Below are 22,310 nucleotides of genomic sequence, written 5' to 3'. Positions count from 1 at the left end.
ATCGATTTCGATTTATAATTTCTTAAAAAAAGAAGTTATAAATTTTGAATAACAAAATAAAAACTTAAAATTTGTTTGAATGTAAAAACAAGACCAATGAAACCACTACCCGCAAAACTTTATGTAATAACAAGCATCTTATTGTTCAGCTTATTAAGTGCTGAAATGTTTTCCCAATCTACCAAAAACGATTGGACGCCCCTGTTTAACGGCAAGGATTTAAAAGGTTGGAAACAACTAAATGGCACTGCACCTTACAGCATAGCAAATGGCGAAATTATTGGCGTTACCAAAACAAATACCGAAAACAGTTTTTTGTGTACCGAAAAAAATTATGGCGATTTTATTTTAGAATTCGATGTTTTATTAGACCCATCAATAAATTCTGGGGTGCAATTCCGGTCCAACAGCATCAAGAATTTTAAAGATGGCAAAGTACACGGTTATCAATTTGAACTGGACCCAAGCGATCGGGCATTTACGGGCGGTATTTACGACGAAGGCAGAAATGGCTGGATCTACCCACTTTCCTTAAACCCCAAAGCACAAAAAGCATTTCAAAATGGCGTTTGGAACAGTTGCCGAATTGAAGCCATAGGCAACACCATTAAAACCTGGGTTAACGGCGTACAATGCGCATATTTAGTAGATGATGTTACGGCTTCCGGCTTTATTGCGCTTCAGGTTCATAGTATTGGTTCGGACGAAAAACAGGCAGGAAAAGAGATTAGATGGAAAAATATTAAAATTAAAACCACCAACCTAGAAACAGACCGTTGGGCTACCGACCCCGATGTTAAGGAAATGAGCTATTTAAAAAACAGCTTGACACAAAATGAAATAGACAAAGGCTGGCGCTTATTATGGGATGGCAAGACCAGCACAGGTTGGAAAGGCGCTAAATTGGATTATTTTCCTAAATCGGGTTGGGAAACCACAAACGACGAGTTAACTGTTTTAGCTACCGATGGCGGTGAATCGACCGGCCCTGGCGACATCATTACCGAAAAAGTTTTCAGCAGCTTTGAACTGGAATTGGAATTTAAAATTACCGAAGGTGCCAACAGTGGCATCAAATATTTTGTTGACCCCGAGCTTAACAAAGGGGCGGGGTCTGCCATTGGTTGCGAATTTCAAATCTTAGACGATGCCAACCATCCCGATGCCAAATTAGGCGTTAACGGCAATAGAACGATTGGGGCACTTTACGATTTAATTGCTCCTGAAAATCTTTCAATACCCGGCAGAGGCAAACAATTTAAAGGAATAGGCTCTTGGAACAAAGCCCGAATTGTAGTAAACGGCCCAAAAGTTGAACACTGGCTGAACAATGAAAAAGTGGTGGAATACGACCGGTCATCACAAATGTTTAGGGCTTTGGTTGCTTATAGTAAATACAAGGATTGGCCTAAATTCGGGCAATGGCCGACAGGCCATATTTTACTGCAAGACCATGGCAACACCGTAAATTACCGAAGCATAAAAATTAGGGAATTAAACTAAAAATAACAGTATGGGTACAAATAGACGGGATTTTATAAAAAAAGCGACCGCTGGCGCTGTTGGTGTTGCCCTCACAGGAAGCATCACCAGTACATCGGCAAAAAGCTATTCACGCATTATGGGTTCTAACGATAGAATACTGGTAGCGATTCAAGGTTTGGGAAGACGCTGGGGCGCTTATGTTCCAGCCATTTCAGACAAAAAAAACAATATCGAACTGGTTTATTTATGCGATGTTATGAAAAGCCAACGCGATAAGGCCGCGGCCCACATAGCAAAATCCATCAACTACGTTCCAAAATTGGAAAACGACATCCGCATCATTTTAGATGACAAAAAGATAGATGCCATCTTTATGGCCACCCCCGACCATTGGCACGCACCCGGTGCCTGTATGGCAATGCAAGCCGATAAACATGTGTATCTTGAAAAACCATGTAGCCACAACCCCAGAGAAGGCGAACTGCTTGTGGCCTATCAAAAAAAATACGGTAAAATGATTCAAATGGGAAACCAACAACGTTCTTCCGTAGAATCAAATGAAATCATCAATAACATTCATAATGGCATTATTGGCGACACCTATAAGGCTATTGCCTTTTACACCAACTCTAGGGGCGAAGTGCCGCTTCCTAAAAAAGCAAATCCGCCAGCAGGTTTAGATTGGGATCTTTTTCAAGGCCCATCGCCCAGAAAAGATTATATGCACGATACCTGGGACTATAACTGGCACTGGTACGGTTGGGATTTTGGCACTGCCGAAATGGGCAACAACGCCACGCACGAGTTGGATATTGCACGTTGGGCTTTGGATGTGGAGTACCCGGAACATGTAGGGGTGTATTCCGGAAAATTCCATTACAAAAATGATGGTTGGGAAATGTACGATACCATGGAAGCGACCTTTAAATTTGCGAATAACAAAACCATTCAATGGGACGGACAAAGCAGAAATGGCTACGATAAATATGGTGCTGGCCGCGGCACCCTTATTTATGGTTCCAATGGGTCGGTGTTTGTTGATAGAAGCGGTTATAAATTATTCGATTTAAAAGGTAAACTTATAAAGGAAAACGTTTTAAAAGGAGGTGGCGAAGACGGTGTAGCACTTGGTGGCGGCGGCGACCTTTCAACACTCCATTCGGTAAATTTTTTCCAAGCCATTCGCGGGAAGGAAGCATTAACATCGCCCATAGAACAAGGCGTTATTAGTCAAATGTTAACCCATTATGCCAATATTGCATCGCGAATTGACAAATCGTTTGAAGTCGATAACGTAACAGGCAGAATATATGATCGGGAAGCCATGAAGTTATGGGAACGCCGTTATGAACCGGGTTGGGAAATAAAACCTGTTTAATCATTCAAACGTATTTTGCTTCGTAGGAAGTAGCATCAAAAATCATTACAAATGAAACGAAGAGAGTTTATAACCAAAAGCGGCATTGTTTCCGCAGGCCTTATTGCCGGCACTTCCACATTGGGTGCCTTTTCAAAAAATATCGGTAGCAATAGCACCATAAACATTGGGGTTATTGGCTGTGGCAATAGAGGTGGTGGCCTAATTTCTGTATTGAACCAGATTGAAGGCGTTCAAGTTAGCGCAGTTTGCGATATTTTACCCTTTAATTTGGAAAACGGTTTAAAAAGAACACAAAATAAGGCAAAAGCCTATACCGATTACCAAAAATTATTAGACAATAAAACGGTTGATGCCATATTAATAGCAACGCCCTTTAGCACCCATGCAACCATTGCCATTGATGCTTTAGATGCGGGGAAGCATGTATATTGCGAAAAAACCATGGCTAAAGGATTTAACGGCATTGAGGAGTTGGTAAAAAAAGTAACCGCTTCAAAAACTATTTTTCAAACGGGGCATCAATACCATAGCTCTAAACTGTACAAACATGTGGTAAACATGATACAGAACGGTGATATTGGTGAAGTGGCATCCATTGAATGTCAATGGAACAGAAACGGAAATTGGAGAAGACCCGTTGCAGATCCTTCCCTAGAACGTGCGATAAACTGGAGAATGTACAGGGAATATTCCGGAGGCTTGGTAGCCGAACTTTGCTCGCATCAAATAGATTTTGCACATTGGCTTTTGGGCGAAAACCCTAAGAAAATTATGGGTACCGGTGGCATCAATTTTTGGAAGGATGGCAGGGAAACATTTGACAACATCCATTTACTTTACGAATATCCTTGTGGCGTTAAAGCAAGTTTTACCTGCCTAACAAGCAATGCTTTGGGCGATTATCAAATAAAAGTTCAGGGCAGCAAAGGCACCATACAACTCGATTACACGAAAGCATGGATTTACCATGAAAAAAGACACGAAACAAAATTAGGCGATGTTGATGGCGTTTCCGGAGCCACTGCAAGTCCATACCTGCAAGGTAAAGGTTTTGCTATTGAAGTTGACCATATAGAACCCAGCAAACAAGCTTTAATGGATTTTAGGGATTGTATTTTAAACAACCAACAACCCATATCGAACGTTTACACGGGTGCCGAAACCGCAAAGGCGGTACAACTATCTTTGGATGCTATGTACGAAGAAACAATCCAGTATTGGAAATAACTAGTATTTTAGAGTCTTCATTTTTGAGTTGCAGCGTGCTTTATGGAATAAATGATGGCTCTTTTGTTTTTATAACTATTTCAACAAAATAATTTTTATGGGTTTTTATCAGCAAATTGCCCCTTATTACCACCATATTTTTAAAATCAACAGCGCTCAAGTTGATTTTGTTAGGCTAAAAATACCAGAAAGCGGTGGTACTGTTTTAGACGTTGGCTGCGGCATTGGAACACTTTCATTTGCGTTGACCAATTTTTACAAAAACGTATTGGGAATTGATATGGATGCTGAAATGATACGGGCAGCTTCCATTAAAAAAGGAAACAAACCGGAATCCGTTCAATTTAAACAACTAAGCATGCTTGAATTGAACACTTCTTTTGCTGAAAATTCCATAAATGGCATCATTTGCTTTGGAAACACATTAGTGCATTTGAACACGTTGGAAGAGGTGTCCGAATTTTTACAACAATCTAAAACCATACTTAAATCAAACGGAAAATTGCTGCTGCAAATAGTAAACTACGATAAAATTATTGAAAAAAACATCACGCAGTTACCGCTCATAGAAAATGACACCATTACCTTTGAGCGCTATTATTCTTACCGTAAATTAGAAAACAAGATTGATTTCAATACGCGATTAACCGTTAAATCGACCCAACAACTAATTGAAAACAGCATAGCTTTGTTGCCGCTGCTAAAAAAGGAACTAGCACAGTTATTGAACAATGCAGGATTTAAACATTGTAATTACTACGGAAATTTTAATGAGGAACCCTATACCATTGACAGTTCTGCTTTGGTTGTGGAAGCTTGGTAATATTATTTACACCAAAAACTGAAACAGTTCAGGTTTATTGTTCAAGTAATCGCCATAAAAATTATGCAGCCTTTATTTAGGACGAGTTAGTACCAAAACCGCTATTTTTTATATACGCCTTAAGTTTGTCTTTTGTTAATTTTAAATTTTGAAGTCAAAAATCAACGGAATCAGGATTTAAGCCTGAAAATCCAAAGCTATCCATTCTATTAATTGTTGTCATATCGGATTCTGAAATTTCAAAATCAAAAACATCAAAATTTTCCTGTATTCTACTTGGTGTAATTGATTTTGGCAAAGGTAGTATCGCGTTCTGTAATGCCCAACGAATACACAGTTGAGCTACCGATTTGTTGTATTTAACGGCAATACTTTTCAATATTTCATTTTCTAAAACTCTTCCTGTTCCAAGCGGACTCCAAGCTTCAACCAAAATATTATTTTCTTTACAAAATTTTACGCAATCATTTTGCGTAAATCCTGGATGGTATTCTATTTGATTTACAGCAGGTAAAATTTCTGCATTTTCCATTAATGGTTCAAGATGATGCTGATGAAAATTGCTTACACCAATTGCCCTTATTCTACCTTCTTTATAAAGTTCTTCCATCGCACGCCAACTATCTGAATTGATTTTTTCCCAATTTTTAAATTGATTAGATGAAGCAGGCCAATGTATAAGATACAGGTCGAGATATTCAAGATTTAAGTCTTTTAGTGACTTGTTAAATGCTTTTAAGGCTGTATTATATCCTCGTTCTGTATTCCATAATTTGCTCGTAACAAAAAGTTCTTCACGTTCAATTCCACAATTCTTGATGCCTAAACCTATACTTTTTTCGTTATTATAAATTGCTGCTGCATCTATATGTCTGTAACCCGATGCTATAGCGGTTTTTATTGAATTTATTGCAATTTCTCCATCTGGTGATTGCCAAGTACCAAAACCTAGCGATGGAATTTTCACATCGTTGTTTAATTTGAAGTGTTCTTTCATTGTTTTATCCTTTCAGTATTTTTTGTCAATGTTTCTAAATGGTTATTTTGTAAGGTTGCACACAACCAAATTATAACCCTAATATAAACAATTCAACAAGACTTTATATATAAAAAAAGACCTGCAAGGTTTTAAAAACCTTGCAGGTCGGGATAAATTAATTTTACGGCTATACTATTGGTTTCATAGCCGTCATGGACGCTCTTAAAAACGAGCCTATTTTTTCAACGGGATGCTCCCTTAACGCTTTGTTTACGGCAATTAATTTGGCGTTATCTACAGCTTTTCCGTTATCTTTTGCGTATGCTTTCCCAATAACATTGGTATCGATTTTCTTCATAAAATCGGCCAATAAAGGTTTGCATGCATGATCGAATAAATAACAACCGTATTCTGCAGTATCCGAAATAACACTGTTCATTTCGTAAAGTTTACGTCTTGCAATGGTGTTGGCTATAAGTGGGGTTTCGTGTAACGATTCGTAATATGCCGAGGCATCGATGATGCCAGAATCGGTCATCGCTTCAAACGCCAATTCTACGCCTGCACGAACCATGGCAACCATTAAAACGCCGTCATCGTAGTATTCTTGTTCTGAAATTTCAACATTCCCAGCGGGTGTTTTTTCAAACGCCGTTTCAGCGGTTGCAGCCCTCCAAGTTAACAATTTTTCATCGTTGTTAGCCCAATCGGCCATCATGCCACTAGAAAAACGGCCTTCCATAATATCATCCATGTGCTTTTGGAATAATGGACGCATGATGTCTTTTAATTCTTCCGATAGTTCAAAAGCCTTAATTTTAGCTGGGTTTGAAAGGCGGTCCATCATGTTGGTAATACCTCCATATTTAAGGCCTTCGGTAACTGTTTCCCAACCGTATTGGATTAATTTTGATGCATACCCCGGCTCGATGCCTTTTTCGACCATTTTATCGAAACATAGGATAGACCCCGTTTGCAACAAGCCACAAAGAATGGTTTGCTCGCCCATTAAATCGGACTTCACCTCGGCAATAAAAGACGATGCCAACACACCCGCTCTATCGCCACCGGTTGCCGCCGCATAGGCTTTTGCTTGCGCCCACCCTTTACCTTCTGGGTCGTTTTCTTCGTGTACCGCAATTAATGTTGGCACACCGAAACCTCTTTTGTATTCTTCCCTAACTTCAGTTCCCGGACATTTTGGTGCCACCATGATAACGGTTAGGTCTTTTCGTATTTGCGTGCCTTCCTCAACAATATTGAAACCGTGTGAATACGACAAGGTGGCCCCTTTTTTCATTAAAGGCATCACCGCTTTTATCACGCTGGTATGCTGTTTGTCTGGGGTTAGATTCAAAACGAGGTCGGCTGTTGGAATTAACGCCTCATAAGTGCCCACGTTAAACCCGTTTTCGGATGCGTTTACAAACGATTTACGCTTTTCTGCAATGGCTTCTGCACGTAAAGCGTACGAAATATCCAATCCGGAATCCCGCATGTTCAACCCTTGGTTAAGCCCTTGTGCACCGCATCCTATGATAACGATTTTTTTTCCTTTTAAAACATTGACACCATCTTCAAACTCGGAAGCGTCCATAAAACGACACTTAGAAAGTTGTGTTAATTTATCTCTTAATGATAGTGTGTTAAAATAATTTCCCATTTTTTATTTTAGTTATTATTGATTATTGAATGCTACGAGCATTTCGCTTATTTTCATTTCATCCTTGGTTACCGCAATACGGCCGGAACGTACAAATTGCATGATGCCAAATACGTTCAAGTCGCGGCGCAGTGACTCAATTTCATTTCTTCTGCCCGATTTTTCGAGCACAAAAAACTCTTTGTTTACAGTAACGATACGCGTATTGCTTTCTTTGATGATGTTTTGGATTTGAGGTTCTTCAAACAGTAACGCCGATTTTATCTTGAACATACAGGACTCGGTGAAAATAGTTTGTTCGTCGGTATGATAATAGGCTTTTATCACTTCAACCTGCTTTTCAAATTGCCCCACGATTTTTTTTGCTTGCGCCTCTGTAATATTTACAACGATTACAAACCTGTTTACACCATCAATTTCCGATTGTGAGGTTGTTAAACTTTCGATATTAATGTGTCTGCGCTGAAAAATAGCGGAAACCCGATTTAACAAGCCGATGTTGTTTTCGGTATAAATTGAAATCGTGAATGTTTTTATGTCTTGGTCCATTTTTAAAAAGATGATAGAGAATAGGGAAAAGAGGAAAGACCTGTGTTGTCTTAAATTGAAACTCTTTGCACCACCTCTTGATTCTATATGCTTTGTTCTATGTTCGTTTCTCTATTTTTCAAAGTTCTTTATTCCAAACGTATGTCTGAAACCGACGCCCCCGATGGTATCATAGGAAACACATTATCTTCCTTTTCCACGCAAACTTCAAGAAAATAGGCTTCCTTTGAAGCAATCATTTCCTTAATGGCACCGGCCAATTCCTCGCGTTTTGTAACCCGTTTGGCGTTCATGTAGTAGCCTTTTGCAATGGCTATAAAATCGGGGTTGGTCATTTCGGTGGATGCATAGCGCTTATCGAAAAACAACTGTTGCCACTGGCGTACCATACCCAAAAACTCGTTGTTCAAAACTACCACTTTTACGGCAGCTTTTTGCTGAAAAATGGTACCTAACTCCTGAATGTTCATTTGGAAACCGCCATCGCCAATAATAGCAACCACCTCCCTATCGGGTGCGGCCATTTTAGCGCCTATGGCCGCTGGGAGCGCAAAGCCCATGGTGCCCAAACCGCCGGAGGTAATGTTACTTTTTGTAGTGGTAAATTGGGCATAACGGCAAGCAATCATTTGATGCTGTCCCACATCGGAAACAATAGCGGCATGCCCATTGGTTTCTGTATTGATTTGTTTGATAACCTCGCCCATGGTTAATCCTTCTTTTGTAGGCGACAGATCGTGTTTTATCACTTTTTCAAATTCGATGTGGTACAAATCATGAAATTCCTGTAACCATGCAGCATGATTATTTTCATTTAACAAGGGCAATAGTTTTGCTAAACTATCTTTTGAATTGCCTATCACCGCCACATCTGTTTTAACATTTTTATCTATTTCTGAAGGGTCAATATCAAAATGTACAATTTTTGCCTGTTTCGCATAGGTACTTAAATTGCCCGTAACTCGGTCGTCGAAACGCATGCCTATGGCAATAAGCACATCACATTCATTTGTTAGTTTATTGGGTGCATAATTACCGTGCATGCCAACCATACCAACGTTTAATGGATGTGAGGTTGGTAGCGCAGAAGCCCCCAAGATGGTCCATGCAGCAGGAATTCCAGTTTTTTCCACAATGGCTTTTAATTCATTTTCTGCCTTTCCCAAAATCACACCTTGCCCCCAAACTATTAATGGCTTTTTGGCGTTATTTATCAATTCGGCCGCCGCTAAAACAGCTTCTGGATTTGTTTTTGGAATTGGTATATAACTTCTTATACCTGTGCATTTTTCATATTTAAAATCCAACTCACCAAACTGGGCATCTTTAGTTATATCGATTAGCACGGGCCCTGGACGCCCGCTTCTAGCAATATAAAATGCTTTCGCTATAATGCTGGGGATGTCTTCAGACTTTGTTATTTGATGGTTCCATTTAGTAACAGGGGTAGAGATACCCACGATATCGGTTTCTTGAAAGGCGTCACTACCTAATAAATGCGAAGCCACTTGCCCAGTGATGCAAACAATGGGCGTGGAGTCTATTTGCGCATCGGCAATGCCAGTAATAAGGTTGGTAGCTCCCGGGCCTGATGTTGCTATGGCTACCCCCACTCTTCCGGAAATGCGGGCATAACCTTGGGCAGCATGGGCTGCACCTTGCTCATGGCGTGTTAAAACATGATGGATTTCATTTCTAAATTTATATAATTCATCATAAACCGGCATGATGGCACCTCCGGGGTAACCGTAAAGAATGTCAACACCTTCTGCCAACAAGCATCTTATAATAGCTTCGCTTCCGGTAATGCGTATGGTTTCTTGTGCCACTTCGTGTGTGTTATTTGCTGTTTGTGTATTCATAATCGCTACTTAAATTATTGGGATGATTGTGGGTGCAGGAATTAAAAGGCATCTGTAACACAACCCTTTGAAGCTGATGATACCGATCTTGCGTACTTATATAATATTCCTTTTTTGTGTTTCAATGCTGGTTGTATCCATTTTGCTTTTCTTTCGGCCAATTCTTCTTCTGAAATAAGCACGTTAATGGTATTGTTTTCTGCACTAATTCTAATTTTATCGCCTGTTTTTAATAAGCCTATGGTGCCACCATCTTGCGCTTCTGGGGTAATATGGCCCACCACAAAACCGTGTGTCCCGCCAGAAAAACGGCCATCGGTAATTAGAGCCACCGATTTTCCTAAACCTGCACCCATGATAAGCGATGTTGGCTTTAACATTTCTGGCATGCCCGGGCCTCCTTTTGGGCCTACATAGCGAATAACAACCACGTCTCCTTTTTCAACTTCGCCATTTGAAATACCCGTATTTGCAGCTTGTTCGCTATCATACACCACCGCTTTTCCTTCAAAAAGCAAGCCTTCATTTCCTGATATTTTTGCCACAGCCCCTTCGGGAGCTAAGTTTCCATAAAGAATTTGCAGATTTCCTGATGATTTTAATGGATGGTCCTTGGGGTGAATAACATCTTGACCATCTTCAAAGGTAAGTGGTTCCACATCGGCTAGATTTTCGGCCAATGTTTTTCCGGTTACCGTCATGCAATCGCCGTGTAAATAACCGTTATCCAACAAATACTTCATAACGGCGGGAGTTCCACCAATACCGTGCACATCTTCCATTAAATATTTTCCGCTAGGTTTTAAATCGGCTATCAATGGTGTTCTATCGCTTATACGCTGAAAATCCTCTAAGGTAAATTCAATATCGGCAGCATGTGCAATTGCTAAAAAGTGCAGTACCGCATTTGTAGATCCGCCCAGGGCGTTTACTAGGGCAATCGCATTTTCAATGGATTTCTTTGAAATAATGTCCAAAGGCTTCAAATCCAATTCCAAAAGGTTTTTAATGGCGATGGCCGTACGTTCGCTTTCCGATAATTTATTTGGGTTTTCAGCTGGAATAGACGAATTATAGGGCAATGAAAAGCCCATACATTCAATGGCCGAAGCCATGGTGTTTGCGGTGTACATACCTCCACATGCCCCTGCTCCCGGGATGGCGCTTTTTATGATTTCCCGGTATTCTTCATCATCAATTTCACCTGCAACCTTTTGTCCTAAAGCCTCAAAAGCTGAAACGATATTAAGTTTTCTTCCTTTATATTTTCCCGATACTATGGTGCCGCCATACATCATGATTGACGGACGGTTTAAACGCAACATGGCAATGACTGCCCCTGGCATATTTTTATCACACCCAACAACCGATATTAGCGCGTCATAACTTTGAGCGTTCATAACGGTTTCTATCGAATCTGCTATAATGTCCCTTGAGGCCAAAGAATAGTTCATGCCCGAAGTTCCCATAGAAATACCATCGCTCACACCAATTGTATGGAATATTAAAGGCACTAAGCCTGTTATTTTACATTCAATTTTCACCTCGGCGGCGATATTGTTTAAGTGCATGTTGCATGGGTTGCCATCAAAACCAGTACTGGCAATGCCTACTTGGGCTTTTTGCATGTCTTCATCATTTAAGCCTACGGCATATAACATGGCTTGCGAAGCGGGTTGTGATACATCTTGGGTTAATCTACTACTGTGTTTATTGAGTTTGTTCATTTTTTATTACTTATAATTTTTATGCTTGCTATTAATTGTATGCTATCTTTTAATTAAAGAAGTTTTTGTTTCTGCTTAAATTAGTGACCGAAATTAAATTATTAGGCCGTTTCTTCGATGGTTGTTTCTTATTTAAGGCTAAACCCATTAAGTTTAAAAATAATTTAAAACATTGAATACCAGTTTTTTAAATACTTATTTTTATGATGTTCAAAATTAAAAAATAATGCAAAAAAAACCTTCCGTTTTTGGAAGGTCTATAAATTCGTATTGTATTCATGCAAATAGCCTTCCTATCATTATGGAATAATCATAACGACGCCTATTTAATATTTGCCTGTTCATTTAATGAAACACAAATATTTGAAATTTAATCGTGATAGCTTATTTTTTCCGTTAAAAAAACAAAAAACAATTCGTACTTACTTTTATTTTTTTACTTTTGCAAAACAAATAACAGAGGAAAGATTTGACTGATTGCAACCTCTTTGTACCGAATTTGTTTCAGTATAAATAAAAATGCTAAAGGCAGTGTAAACTTCCTTCGACGTTATCGTCAAATCGCCTGCACAATTTAAACTATATGCCATATTTATTTACTTCGGAAAGCGTTTCGGAAGGACACCCCGATAAAGTAGCAGACCAAATTAGCGATGCTTTAATAGATCATTTTTTAGCTTTCGACAAAGATTCGAAAGTTGCCTGTGAAACCCTAGTTACAACGGGCCAAGTAATACTTGCCGGGGAGGTGAAATCGAACACCTATTTAGATGTACAAAAAATTGCCCGCGACACCATAAACAAGATTGGCTATACCAAAGGTGCTTATATGTTTGATGGCAACTCGTGCGGTGTGCTTTCGGCCATCCATGAACAATCGGACGATATTAACCGGGGCGTTGACAGAGCTACCAAGGAACAGCAAGGTGCTGGCGACCAGGGCATGATGTTTGGCTATGCCACTAATGAAACCGAAAACTTTATGCCTTTGGCCTTAGATTTATCGCACCTTATTTTAAAGGAACTTGCCGAACTGCGTCGAGAAAATAATGAAATTACCTATTTAAGACCCGATTCCAAAAGTCAAGTTACCATTGAATACAGCGATGATAATGTGCCACAACGTATTGATGCCATTGTGGTTTCTACACAACATGACGATTTTGCGGATGATGACACGATGCTTGCCAAAATTAGAAAAGACATTGTTAACATATTAATACCTAGGGTAATTTCAAAATTGCCTAAAAACCTACAAGCACTTTTCAACAGTGCTATTAAATACCATATTAACCCAACAGGTAAGTTTGTTATTGGTGGACCACATGGCGATACCGGACTAACGGGCAGAAAAATTATTGTGGACACTTATGGTGGAAAAGGTGCACATGGTGGCGGTGCATTTTCTGGGAAAGACCCGAGCAAAGTAGATAGAAGTGCTGCTTACGCAACCCGCCATATTGCCAAAAACCTAGTTGCCGCTGGTGTTGCCGATGAAGTGTTGGTACAGGTAAGTTATGCTATTGGCGTGGTTGAACCTATGGGCATTTTTATTAATACTTACGGCACTTGCCCATTTAATATGACCGATGGGGAAATTGCCGAAATTGTGGCTAAAATATTTGATATGCGCCCGTTCGCCATAGAGGAACGCTTAAAATTACGCGCCCCCATTTATAGTGAAACGGCTGCTTACGGCCACATGGGTCGTGAAAACACAGTTGTTACCAAAACATTTAACCAGCCTAATGGCGAAAGCATAACATTGGACGTTGAATTGTTTACTTGGGAAAAACTGGATTATGTTGATCAAGTAAAAGCTGCTTTTGGGCTGTAAAGCTCCTTAATTACAGCATAAAAAAAACGCTTCAAACCAGTTTGAAGCGTTTTTTTTATTGATAGCATGTCTCGTCCTAAAATAGTGATACACTAACCACTATTTAAAATGGAACTAGAAGATTCAAATTACAAAAAGCGCACACAAAAAGATTATAGTTTAAGTTTAAAACTTCAAATTGTTGAAGAAATTGAACACGGATTATTAACAACCACAGGGGCATTAGAGAAGTATGGAATACAAGCAGCTTCTACAGTTCGTACTTGGTTAAAAAAATATGGTAACTTTGATTATCAATATACAATTCAAAAAGGGATGTCTAAAACTCCAGAGCAACGTATTTTAGAATTAGAACAACAGGTTAAATTACTAGAAAAGCAGAAAAATAGAGCAGAATATTTAGCAGAAAGAGCTGATAAAAAAGCGATTCTGTTTGATATGATGATCGATATTGCTGAAAAAGAGTTTAATATTCCTATCAGAAAAAAGCAAGAACCCAAGTAATAGAATACTTCTCAAAACAACACAAACAAAGCATAAAAGCTACCTGTGATTTACTTGGGGTTAATAGACAGGTTTATTATCGTGATATTAAATCTGCAAAAGAGAAGTTAGAATTGAGTTTTAAGGTGATAACATTAGTTAAATCAAAACGTATTGTAATGCCAAAAATTGGCACAAGAAAACTTTATTATTTATTAGAAGATCAGTTACAAGAACTCAAAGTTGGTAGAGATAAATTATTTAAAATACTCAAGGCTAACAATTTATTAATAAAACCTAAAAAGAAATATCATATCACAACAAATTCTCATCATCGCTTTAGGAAGCATAAAAACCAAATTAAAGAAATAGAGTTTATAAGACCAGAGCAAGTTTGGGTAAGTGATATTACGTATATTGGAAATAGGAAAAACCCAAGTTATTTAGCTTTAATAACAGATGCCTATTCTAAGAAAATTATGGGATACAATGTTTCTGATAGTTTAAATGTAAAGGGGTCGTTACTTGCTTTAGAAATGGCACTGAAACATAGAGTTTACAAAAATCAGCCCGTTATACACCATTCTGATAGAGGCTTACAATATTGTTCGAATGAATACCAACAGGTTTTAGATAAAAATGATATTAGATCAAGTATGACTGAACAATACGATCCTTATGAAAATGCAATTGCAGAACGAATAAACGGTATTTTAAAACAAGAATTTGCAGTTGATAAGTATGATACTAACTTAGAAATTAAGACAAAATTAGTGCAAAATGCAATAGAGATTTACAATAACTTTAGGCCACATTTATCAAATTATATGTTGACTCCTAATCAGATGCACAGACAAAAAACTATCAAAAGAAAACAGTATAAAAACAAAAAAGGTAGCAATAAAAAATCACTACCTTTAATTTATTAATTCTGTAACGCTATTTTAGTACGTCACAGCATTTTCTACTACATCATTCCCGGCATACCGCCACCCATGCCTCCTGGCATAGCTGGGGCATCTTCTTTAACATCAATTAAAGCGCACTCGGTGGTTAATATCATACCGGCAACCGAAGCTGCATTTTCCAGAGCGATACGGGTTACTTTTTTTGGGTCGATAATACCAGCCTTCAACATATCAACATAGGTTTCAGACTTGGCATCGTATCCAAAAGAGCCTTTGCCTTCCATAACTTTTGCTACCACCACACTACCTTCGCCCCCAGCATTTTCAACAATGGTTCGCAATGGTGCTTCAATAGCGCGTGCTACTATTTGTATGCCTGTAACTTCATCAAGGTTTTCGGTTGTAATTTTTTCTAAAACCGATTTTGCCCTTACCAAGGCAACACCACCACCAGCAACTATGCCTTCCTCAACGGCAGCTCTGGTTGCGTGCAATGCATCATCCACACGGTCTTTTTTCTCTTTCATTTCCACTTCACTCGCTGCACCCACATAAAGTACCGCAACGCCGCCGGCTAATTTAGCCAAACGCTCTTGTAGCTTTTCTTTATCGTAGTCGCTTGTTGTGGCTTCTATTTGCGCTTTTATTTGGTTAACGCGTGCTTTAATGTCTTTAGCATCGCCAGCCCCATTAACAATGGTGGTATTATCTTTATCAACCGTCACGGTTTCGGCAGTACCTAACATGCTTAAATCGGCGTTCTCTAAAGTGAAACCACGCTCTTCAGAAATTACGGTGCCACCGGTTAAAATGGCTATATCTTCAAGCATGGCCTTACGTCTGTCGCCAAATCCTGGTGCTTTTACGGCAGCAATTTTCAATCCGCCACGTAATTTGTTCACTACCAAAGTAGCAAGGGCTTGACCATCAACATCTTCAGCAACAATTAATAACGGACGACCCGATTGTGCAACGGGCTCAAGTATGGGAAGTATTTCCTGTAAGTTTGAAATCTTTTTATCGAACAATAAAATGTACGGATTATCCAAATCGGCAATCATCTTATCGGTATCGGTAACAAAATAAGGCGACAAATACCCACGATCGAATTGCATACCTTCAACAACATCAACATAAGTATCCATACCTTTAGCTTCTTCAACGGTAATAACGCCTTCTTTACCAACTTTACTGAACGCTTTTGCGATTAAATCGCCAATAGTATCGTCGTTATTAGCTGAAATTGAAGCCACTTGCTTAATCATTTCAGAAGAATTACCTACTTTTTTGGATTGTTTTTCCAAGTCTTTGATAATGGCATCCACTGCTTTATCAATACCACGTTTTAAATCCATTGGGTTGGCACCGGCAGCAACGTTTTTCAAGCCTTCTTTAACGATTGCCTGTGCTAAAACGGTAGCCGTTGTAGTACCGTCGCCTGCTAAATCGTTGGTTTTGGAAGCAACTTCCTTAACCATTTGCGCACCCATATTTTCTAGGGCGTCCTTTAGCTCAATTTCTTTTGCAACGGTAACACCATCTTTGGTAACCTGTGGTGCACCGAATGATTTACTAATAATAACATTGCGCCCTTTTGGCCCTAAAGTTACTTTTACTGCATTTGCCAATGCGTCCACACCACGTTTTAAACCGTCGCGTGCTTCAATATCAAATTTTATATCTTTTGCCATAATTTTTCTGATTTACGCTTTAGGCTTTATGCCATAAGCTAATTTTAATTTTTGTTTTAATTGATGTGTTTTACTTTTAATAACGTTTACTTTTTCAACAAGAACACTGGCTTGATTATCTTCTATAAAGCCTAAGCCCTTTGCTAAAATGATTAAGTACTCGGTTTCGCTTGCCGACCCTAATGCTATGGTTAGAAATCTGTTGAATTCTAAATCTGAATCTCTGCCACAGCCTTCTGAAATATTTGCAGGAATTGTGGTTGAAGATCTTCTTATTTGAGAGGTTAAGCCGTAAATTTCGTCTTTTGGAAATGAATTAGTATTAGAATAGGTTTCTAGCGTTAATTCATGACTCAAATTCCAAATATGATACTTTTTAAAGTCTCTCATGCTTATAGCTTAAGGCCTACCGCTTGTAGCAAATTATATAATTGCCAATATATCGCTTTCGCGCATAATCAAATAGTCCTTTCCTTCAAGTTTTAGTTCGGTTCCAGCATATTTACCATACAAAACAGTATCGCCAACTTTAACAGTAGGAGTTTCATCTTTAGAATCATTACCAACTGCTACAATTGTCCCTTTTTGCGGTTTTTCTTTAGCGTTGTCTGGAATGATGATTCCGGATGCTGTTTTGGTCTCAGCTGCAGCAGGCTCTAAAACTATCCTGTTGTTAGTGCCTGCAATTGGTTTAATGTTTAATGACATATGAAATATTTTTAAGTTAAAAATTAATGTTTACGGGATTGTATGAGTCTAAAAGTGTGCCAATGCTGGTAAACTGACAAACTTACAGGAACAAAAAATGCCAACTTTGAAAGTTGGCATTTTTATACTGTTTCAGCATAATTTATTGGGCTGCTTTATCTTTTGGTGCGGCATTATTTGGTGCCGGCGTGTTTGTTGGCAATGGTTGCGATGCTGGCAAAGGCTGTGTGGTTGGCGCATTTTTATCGAGAGCTTTAGACTCTGCACTTTCGCCACCCCTGTTAATTGCCACATTGGACAGTAATATTAGTGCCAACAATAAAGTTGCCAGTGTCCAGGTGCTTTTGTCTAAAAAGTCGGTAGTCTTTTTTACACCGCCCAATTGTTGGGTACCGCCACCGCCAAATGATGATGACAACCCGCCTCCTTTGGGGTTTTGAACCATAATTACAACAATTAGTAAAAAGGCTACTACCACTATTAATGCCAAAAATATTGTAAACGTACTCATTATTTCTTATTGTTTTGTTCTTGTAATTGTTCTATTGCTTCAATTTGGTTTGCAAAGAAACTACTTTTTTCTGGATATTTCAAACTTAAAATTTTATAAGATTGAATTGCTTTTTTATAGTTTTTTTGTTCGAGGTAAATTCGGGCCAAAGTTTCGGTCATTAAAGCTTCGGGTTGTATCATTTGTGCTTCGGCAAGATTTGTTTTTGATACCGTAAACGACACGGGGCTTATTTTTGGGTTTTTGGCAATAAACTCCTCGATCAACTCAAATTTTTTAAGTTTGTCTATTTTGGCCAATTTCCCAGTTTCATCAATGCTTTTAGGGGTTTCGGCATTTCGTTCAATGGGTTTAAAACGTGTTAAATTGAGCCATTCATTAAAGGAATGTGTTTCGCTTTTATTGAACTCAAGTGGTTTTCCTAAGTTTAAAATCTGGGTGGCAGATGGTTCTGCTTTTGCAGGTTCGGATGAAGGCTCCAAGGGGTCAGAATCCTCAAAAACAAAAGTGGCTGCTTTTTGTGGGCGTTCTTCTTTAGTCTGAAACAATGTAGGGTCCAGAACACCCGTGGTTTCCTTTATTTGCTGTTTTAAACGATCGTCGATTGTTACGCTTCTGTTTATTGAAATGTCTTCAACATCAACTTCAATATCTTTTAAATGTGCCGTGTTTTGTTTGATGGATTGTGAAATTTGATTTTGAACGAACACTTCCGAAGTTATATAATCGAACAAAATACTTCTATCGGTGGTGTAGGCTGCTGTGGTTTTGAGCGCTTGATTGTACTTAAAACTTTCTTGATCCTTTAATCCTTTAAGATAGATGGCGCGTGCCGATTGAAAATAAGGAAACTCATCGATAATGGATTTTACAGCCACCGTTTGTTGATGTGTGATGTGCTGCGGATGCTGGAGCAGATATGTAAAATCGGTTTGGTTCATTGGCTTAGCCAAATTTAATTATTATTTTTCTCGCAAGGGCGCTAAGACGCAAAGTTTAAATATGGTTATTTTTAATTGTTTAATTGAAACCTACCATTTAGCAAGTGTTGCATTAAAAATATCCTGTGTTAATCGTTCAAAAATTTCTTCGTGTGCCGTGGTTTTCAAGGAGCCTATCAATTGGGAACTACCTGCATAATCGTAAAAAAACGAGAAGGATTGCTCTAAATCGTCATCTTCTTTTTTCCGGTTGAAAAACCGCACCTTTACACTTATGGTCAATCTGTTTTGAGCCGCCGTATTTTCAGAAGTTGCCGTAGTTGGCGAAATACGGTAATCGGTTATTTCGCCTTCATAAACCAAATCGCCATTAGACTGTACCAAGCCTAAATTGGTTTGGTTCTGTATCAAATCTTCCAGCGCCAATTTAAAATCGCGCTCTAAACCGGGTTCTACCAACAAAGCGTTGTTTTCAAAACGATTAACTTGAAACGTTTTTACATTTGCGGGTACCGATGCACCCGTGAACGAGTAAAAACCACAACCCACAAGTAAAACGTTAGAAGTAAGAAGTAAAAAGTAAATTAAAGTTTTTTTCATGTTTTAAAATGCTTCAATAAGCCAAGCATGACTTTTTATAAACGATTTCGTTTTTGTTTTGTTGTATGAAAACCGTAAACTGCGACTGTTGCCATTTTTTAGAGATCGTATTGCTTAATTTTTCTGTATAAGGTACGTTCGCTTATGCCCAATTCGGCAGCTGCTAATTTACGCTTTCCGTTATGACGTTCGAGCGATTTTTTTATTAATTCCAATTCTTTGTGCTGTAACGAAAGGGTTTCCTCTTCTTCAACTTCTTCTGCAAAATGGTATTTATCTAGGGGCGTTTGATTGTCGTCACGGGTTAAAGTATGTTCTGGAATGGAGATAACCTCATCATTTTCTATCGGTTCTTCCTCGTAATCAGCATCACTTTCATCGTTATTTCCGTAAATTTTCTGGATTAATGTTTCATTATTCTTCTCAACATCTTTGGCGTTGCCGTTTTTCATTAACTCCAAGGTAAGCTTTTTTAAATCGTTCAAATCGCTTTTCATATCAAAAAGCACTTTATATAGAATTTCGCGTTCGCTACTAAAATCGCTTTCAGCTTTTGCTGTTTTTATTACTGCCGGCAAATTGGCGCCCGAAGTTGGCAAATAACTTTTAAGGGTTTCGTTTGAAATGGTTCGATTCTGTTCTAACACCGAAAGTTGTTCGGCTATGTTGCGCAATTGCCTGATATTACCCGCCCAACGATGACCTACAAGGGTTTCAACAGCGGCATCGGACAACTTTATTGTTGGCATTTTGTACTTTAAAGCAAAATCGCTGGCAAACTTCCTGAACAACAAGTGAATGTCTTCTTGACGTTCGCGCAATGGCGGCAAGTGTATATCGACGGTGCTTAAGCGGTAGTATAAATCTTCCCTAAAATCGCCTTTTCCAATTGCTTGAAACATATTGGCATTGGTAGCTGCCACGATACGCACGTTGGTTTTTTGCACTTTGCTGGAACCCACTTTTAAAAACTCGCCATTTTCAAGTACGCGCAAAAGCCGTACTTGGGTGGTCAAGGGCAGTTCGCCCACTTCATCTAAAAAAATAGTGCCGCCATCGGCCACTTCAAAATAGCCTTCGCGGGTTTGGGTCGCGCCTGTAAACGAGCCTTTTTCATGCCCAAAAAGCTCACTATCGATGGTGCCCTCGGGTATGGCGCCGCAGTTTACGGCAATGTACTTATTGTGCTTGCGGTGCGACAGTTGGTGTATTATTTTTGGAATACTTTCTTTACCAACACCGCTTTCGCCGGTTACCAGCACAGAAATATCGGTAGGTGCTACCTGAATGGCTTTTTCAATAGCGCGGTTAAGCGACGGAGTGTTGCCAATAATACCAAATCGTTGTTTTATAGCTTGAACAGATTCCATAAGCCTATTCCTGCGAAAGCAGGAATCTCATTATTTATTGTTATTAATTGTTTTCCGAAAGACCAATAGCTTCCCCAATTAAAGTTGCGCTTGTGCAATCGGTTATTTTTACTTTTACAAAATCGCCAATTTTATAATGTTCTTTTGGGAACACGGTTACCAAATTTTGTGGCGTGCGTCCCGACCAATGTGTAGTTGATTTTTTCGATTCCTTTTCAATGAGTACCTCTACAATGGTGTTTAAGTTTTGTCGGGTCCTAAAACCACTGTGTTCCTGCTGAAGGTCAACCATTTCCGTTAAGCGTCGTTTTTTGGTTTCCTCAGGAACATCATCTTCCAATTTGCGTTCTGCCAAGGTACCTGGTCGCTCTGAATAGGTAAACATATAGCCAAAATCGTATTTTACATATTCCATTAACGATATGGTATCCTGAAAATCTGCTTCCGTTTCAGAAGGGAAACCAACAATCATATCTTGGCTAATGGCACAATTTGGAATGATACGACGGATATTGTCAATTAACGCCATGTATTCTTCACGGGTGTGCAAACGGTTCATTTCCTTTAAAATGCGGTTGCTGCCACTTTGTACGGGCAGGTGGATGTGGTTGCAAATATTTTGGTGCCTTGCCATGGTTTCAATAACATCCAAGGTTAAATCTTGTGGATTTGAAGTTGAAAACCTGATACGCATTTTGGGTTGTGCCGTTGCGCAAAGCTCTAATAAATTTGAAAAGTTAACCGCGGTGGCTTTTTGTAAATCGGTGGCTTTATCGAAATCCTTTTTCAAGCCGCCGCCATACCATAGGTAACTATCAACGTTTTGTCCTAAAAGCGTTACTTCTTTAAAACCCCTGTTCCATAAATCGTTAATTTCCTCAAGAATGCTTTGTGGTTCTCGGCTCCGTTCACGCCCCCTGGTAAAAGGCACCACGCAAAACGTACACATATTGTCGCAACCACGGGTTATGGAAACAAATGCCGTAACGCCGTTGCTGTTTAATCGTACCGGTGAAATATCGCCATAGGTTTCATCCTTCGATAAAATAACGTTAATGGCATCGCGCCCTTCCTCGACTTCGGCGAGCAAATTTGGCAAATCTTTGTAAGCATCGGGGCCTACCACCAAATCGACAATTTTTTCTTCCTCCAAAAATTTGGTCTTTAAGCGTTCGGCCATACAGCCCAAAACGCCCACCTTCATTTTGGGGTTACTGTCCCGTTTAACGGCATTGTATTTTTCCAACCGTTTGCGTATGGTCTGTTCTGCCTTATCGCGAATGGAACAGGTGTTTACCAAAACCAAATCGGCATCCTCCAGGTTTTGGGTGGTGTTAAACCCTTGATCTGCTAAAATAGAGGCCACAATTTCGCTATCGCTAAAATTCATGGCACAACCGTAACTTTCAATGAAAAGTTTGCGTTTGTTTCCTTGTTTTTGTTCAAGAACTAATGATTCGCCTTGTTTATTTTCGTCAATTATTTTTTCCATAGGTTGCTAAAGCACGCATTTTCAATAAGCATGCAAAGATACAATTTATTTATGTTTTATGACAGAATGGCAG

Annotated in this window: 20 protein-coding genes; 7 read left to right on the top strand and 13 right to left on the bottom strand. The window is 39.1% G+C overall.

Annotated features, from left to right (window positions below):
• Positions 1-96: 96 nt before the first annotated feature.
• From GQO80_RS05015 to GQO80_RS05000, 4 genes are all read left to right on the top strand, one after another.
• Positions 97-1,503 (top strand): 3-keto-disaccharide hydrolase, encoded by a 1,407-nt coding sequence (locus GQO80_RS05015; RefSeq protein WP_157207225.1) that lies wholly within the window; start codon positions 97-99, stop codon positions 1,501-1,503.
• Between the two features lie 10 nt (positions 1,504-1,513).
• Positions 1,514-2,863 carry a Gfo/Idh/MocA family protein gene (locus GQO80_RS05010; RefSeq protein WP_157207224.1) on the top strand — a complete coding sequence of 450 codons (1,350 nt, stop codon included), beginning with the start codon at positions 1,514-1,516 and terminating at the stop codon, positions 2,861-2,863.
• Positions 2,864-2,914: 51 nt separating this feature from the next.
• The gene (locus GQO80_RS05005) at positions 2,915-4,093 is read left to right on the top strand and encodes a Gfo/Idh/MocA family protein (RefSeq protein WP_157207223.1); all 1,179 of its coding nucleotides are present in this window, start codon (positions 2,915-2,917) and stop codon (positions 4,091-4,093) included.
• Positions 4,094-4,190: 97 nt separating this feature from the next.
• Positions 4,191-4,916 carry a class I SAM-dependent methyltransferase gene (locus GQO80_RS05000; protein WP_157207222.1) on the top strand — a complete coding sequence of 242 codons (726 nt, stop codon included), beginning with the start codon at positions 4,191-4,193 and terminating at the stop codon, positions 4,914-4,916.
• Positions 4,917-5,070: 154 nt separating this feature from the next.
• On the opposite strand, the gene GQO80_RS04995 is transcribed toward GQO80_RS05000, so the two are convergent.
• From GQO80_RS04995 to ilvD, 5 genes are all read right to left on the bottom strand, one after another.
• The gene (locus tag GQO80_RS04995) at positions 5,071-5,913 is read right to left on the bottom strand and encodes an aldo/keto reductase (RefSeq protein WP_157207221.1); all 843 of its coding nucleotides are present in this window, start codon (positions 5,911-5,913) and stop codon (positions 5,071-5,073) included.
• Between the two features lie 169 nt (positions 5,914-6,082).
• Positions 6,083-7,558: a ketol-acid reductoisomerase gene (gene ilvC, locus GQO80_RS04990; RefSeq protein ID WP_157207220.1), complete on the bottom strand. Its 1,476-nt coding sequence runs from the start codon at positions 7,556-7,558 to the stop codon at positions 6,083-6,085.
• Between the two features lie 15 nt (positions 7,559-7,573).
• Positions 7,574-8,107 (bottom strand): acetolactate synthase small subunit, encoded by a 534-nt coding sequence (gene ilvN, locus GQO80_RS04985; protein ID WP_157207219.1) that lies wholly within the window; start codon positions 8,105-8,107, stop codon positions 7,574-7,576.
• 128 nt (positions 8,108-8,235) lie between these two features.
• Complete coding sequence (ilvB, locus tag GQO80_RS04980; protein ID WP_157207218.1) at positions 8,236-9,969, bottom strand: biosynthetic-type acetolactate synthase large subunit; 1,734 nt, start codon at positions 9,967-9,969, stop codon at positions 8,236-8,238.
• 41 nt (positions 9,970-10,010) lie between these two features.
• Positions 10,011-11,696 (bottom strand): dihydroxy-acid dehydratase, encoded by a 1,686-nt coding sequence (gene ilvD / locus GQO80_RS04975; RefSeq protein ID WP_157207217.1) that lies wholly within the window; start codon positions 11,694-11,696, stop codon positions 10,011-10,013.
• 583 nt (positions 11,697-12,279) lie between these two features.
• Here ilvD and metK point away from each other — a divergent pair.
• The 3 genes from metK to GQO80_RS04965 all read left to right on the top strand — a co-directional run bounded on the left by metK (position 12,280) and on the right by GQO80_RS04965 (position 14,945).
• Positions 12,280-13,533 carry a methionine adenosyltransferase gene (gene metK / locus GQO80_RS04970; RefSeq protein ID WP_157207216.1) on the top strand — a complete coding sequence of 418 codons (1,254 nt, stop codon included), beginning with the start codon at positions 12,280-12,282 and terminating at the stop codon, positions 13,531-13,533.
• A 108-nt stretch (positions 13,534-13,641) separates the two neighbouring features.
• Positions 13,642-14,037, top strand: coding sequence for a hypothetical protein (locus GQO80_RS15750; RefSeq protein ID WP_198037723.1), 396 nt, complete (start codon positions 13,642-13,644; stop codon positions 14,035-14,037).
• Positions 14,037-14,945, top strand: a complete 909-nt coding sequence (locus GQO80_RS04965; protein ID WP_198037728.1) for an IS3 family transposase — start codon at positions 14,037-14,039, stop codon at positions 14,943-14,945. The genes GQO80_RS15750 and GQO80_RS04965 overlap by 1 nt, the downstream gene beginning before the upstream one ends.
• 38 nt (positions 14,946-14,983) lie before the next feature.
• Here GQO80_RS04965 and groL read toward each other — a convergent pair whose 3' ends face one another.
• From groL to miaB, 8 genes are all read right to left on the bottom strand, one after another.
• Positions 14,984-16,615 carry a chaperonin GroEL gene (gene groL, locus GQO80_RS04960; protein WP_157207215.1) on the bottom strand — a complete coding sequence of 544 codons (1,632 nt, stop codon included), beginning with the start codon at positions 16,613-16,615 and terminating at the stop codon, positions 14,984-14,986.
• Positions 16,616-16,627: 12 nt separating this feature from the next.
• Positions 16,628-17,005, bottom strand: coding sequence for a four helix bundle protein (locus GQO80_RS04955; RefSeq protein ID WP_157207214.1), 378 nt, complete (start codon positions 17,003-17,005; stop codon positions 16,628-16,630).
• A 33-nt stretch (positions 17,006-17,038) separates the two neighbouring features.
• The gene (locus GQO80_RS04950; RefSeq protein ID WP_157207213.1) at positions 17,039-17,323 is read right to left on the bottom strand and encodes a co-chaperone GroES; all 285 of its coding nucleotides are present in this window, start codon (positions 17,321-17,323) and stop codon (positions 17,039-17,041) included.
• Positions 17,324-17,465: 142 nt separating this feature from the next.
• Complete coding sequence (gene secG / locus GQO80_RS04945; protein ID WP_157207212.1) at positions 17,466-17,834, bottom strand: preprotein translocase subunit SecG; 369 nt, start codon at positions 17,832-17,834, stop codon at positions 17,466-17,468.
• Complete coding sequence (locus tag GQO80_RS04940) at positions 17,834-18,775, bottom strand: hypothetical protein (RefSeq protein WP_157207211.1); 942 nt, start codon at positions 18,773-18,775, stop codon at positions 17,834-17,836. The genes secG and GQO80_RS04940 overlap by 1 nt, the downstream gene beginning before the upstream one ends.
• A 90-nt stretch (positions 18,776-18,865) precedes the next feature.
• Entirely contained in the window at positions 18,866-19,375 is a 510-nt protein-coding gene (gene lptE, locus GQO80_RS04935) for an LPS assembly lipoprotein LptE (protein ID WP_157207210.1), read from the bottom strand.
• A 98-nt stretch (positions 19,376-19,473) separates the two neighbouring features.
• A complete protein-coding gene (locus GQO80_RS04930; protein ID WP_157207209.1) occupies positions 19,474-20,745 on the bottom strand; it encodes a sigma 54-interacting transcriptional regulator in 1,272 nt (423 codons plus the stop codon).
• 43 nt (positions 20,746-20,788) lie between these two features.
• A complete protein-coding gene (miaB, locus tag GQO80_RS04925; protein ID WP_157207208.1) occupies positions 20,789-22,237 on the bottom strand; it encodes a tRNA (N6-isopentenyl adenosine(37)-C2)-methylthiotransferase MiaB in 1,449 nt (482 codons plus the stop codon).
• Between the last annotated feature and the right edge of the window lie 73 nt (positions 22,238-22,310).

This window comes from Mariniflexile maritimum (genome assembly GCF_009746565.1).
Taxonomy (GTDB): domain Bacteria; phylum Bacteroidota; class Bacteroidia; order Flavobacteriales; family Flavobacteriaceae; genus Mariniflexile; species Mariniflexile maritimum.
The sequence above is the reverse complement of the archived record's forward strand: the minus strand, read 5'-3'. Positions and strand labels throughout refer to the sequence as shown.

Coding starts and splice junctions, on each gene's coding strand:
- GQO80_RS04955 (WP_157207214.1), bottom strand. CDS start 17,005: ATGAGAGACTTTAAAAAGTATCATATTTGGAATTTGAGTCATGAATTA.
- GQO80_RS05000 (WP_157207222.1), top strand. CDS start 4,191: ATGGGTTTTTATCAGCAAATTGCCCCTTATTACCACCATATTTTTAAA.
- secG (WP_157207212.1), bottom strand. CDS start 17,834: ATGAGTACGTTTACAATATTTTTGGCATTAATAGTGGTAGTAGCCTTT.
- groL (WP_157207215.1), bottom strand. CDS start 16,615: ATGGCAAAAGATATAAAATTTGATATTGAAGCACGCGACGGTTTAAAA.
- GQO80_RS04940 (WP_157207211.1), bottom strand. CDS start 18,775: ATGAACCAAACCGATTTTACATATCTGCTCCAGCATCCGCAGCACATC.
- miaB (WP_157207208.1), bottom strand. CDS start 22,237: ATGGAAAAAATAATTGACGAAAATAAACAAGGCGAATCATTAGTTCTT.
- ilvC (WP_157207220.1), bottom strand. CDS start 7,558: ATGGGAAATTATTTTAACACACTATCATTAAGAGATAAATTAACACAA.
- GQO80_RS05005 (WP_157207223.1), top strand. CDS start 2,915: ATGAAACGAAGAGAGTTTATAACCAAAAGCGGCATTGTTTCCGCAGGC.
- metK (WP_157207216.1), top strand. CDS start 12,280: ATGCCATATTTATTTACTTCGGAAAGCGTTTCGGAAGGACACCCCGAT.
- lptE (WP_157207210.1), bottom strand. CDS start 19,375: ATGAAAAAAACTTTAATTTACTTTTTACTTCTTACTTCTAACGTTTTA.
- ilvD (WP_157207217.1), bottom strand. CDS start 11,696: ATGAACAAACTCAATAAACACAGTAGTAGATTAACCCAAGATGTATCA.
- GQO80_RS04995 (WP_157207221.1), bottom strand. CDS start 5,913: ATGAAAGAACACTTCAAATTAAACAACGATGTGAAAATTCCATCGCTA.
- ilvN (WP_157207219.1), bottom strand. CDS start 8,107: ATGGACCAAGACATAAAAACATTCACGATTTCAATTTATACCGAAAAC.
- GQO80_RS15750 (WP_198037723.1), top strand. CDS start 13,642: ATGGAACTAGAAGATTCAAATTACAAAAAGCGCACACAAAAAGATTAT.
- GQO80_RS04930 (WP_157207209.1), bottom strand. CDS start 20,745: ATGGAATCTGTTCAAGCTATAAAACAACGATTTGGTATTATTGGCAAC.
- GQO80_RS05010 (WP_157207224.1), top strand. CDS start 1,514: ATGGGTACAAATAGACGGGATTTTATAAAAAAAGCGACCGCTGGCGCT.
- GQO80_RS04950 (WP_157207213.1), bottom strand. CDS start 17,323: ATGTCATTAAACATTAAACCAATTGCAGGCACTAACAACAGGATAGTT.
- ilvB (WP_157207218.1), bottom strand. CDS start 9,969: ATGAATACACAAACAGCAAATAACACACACGAAGTGGCACAAGAAACC.
- GQO80_RS05015 (WP_157207225.1), top strand. CDS start 97: ATGAAACCACTACCCGCAAAACTTTATGTAATAACAAGCATCTTATTG.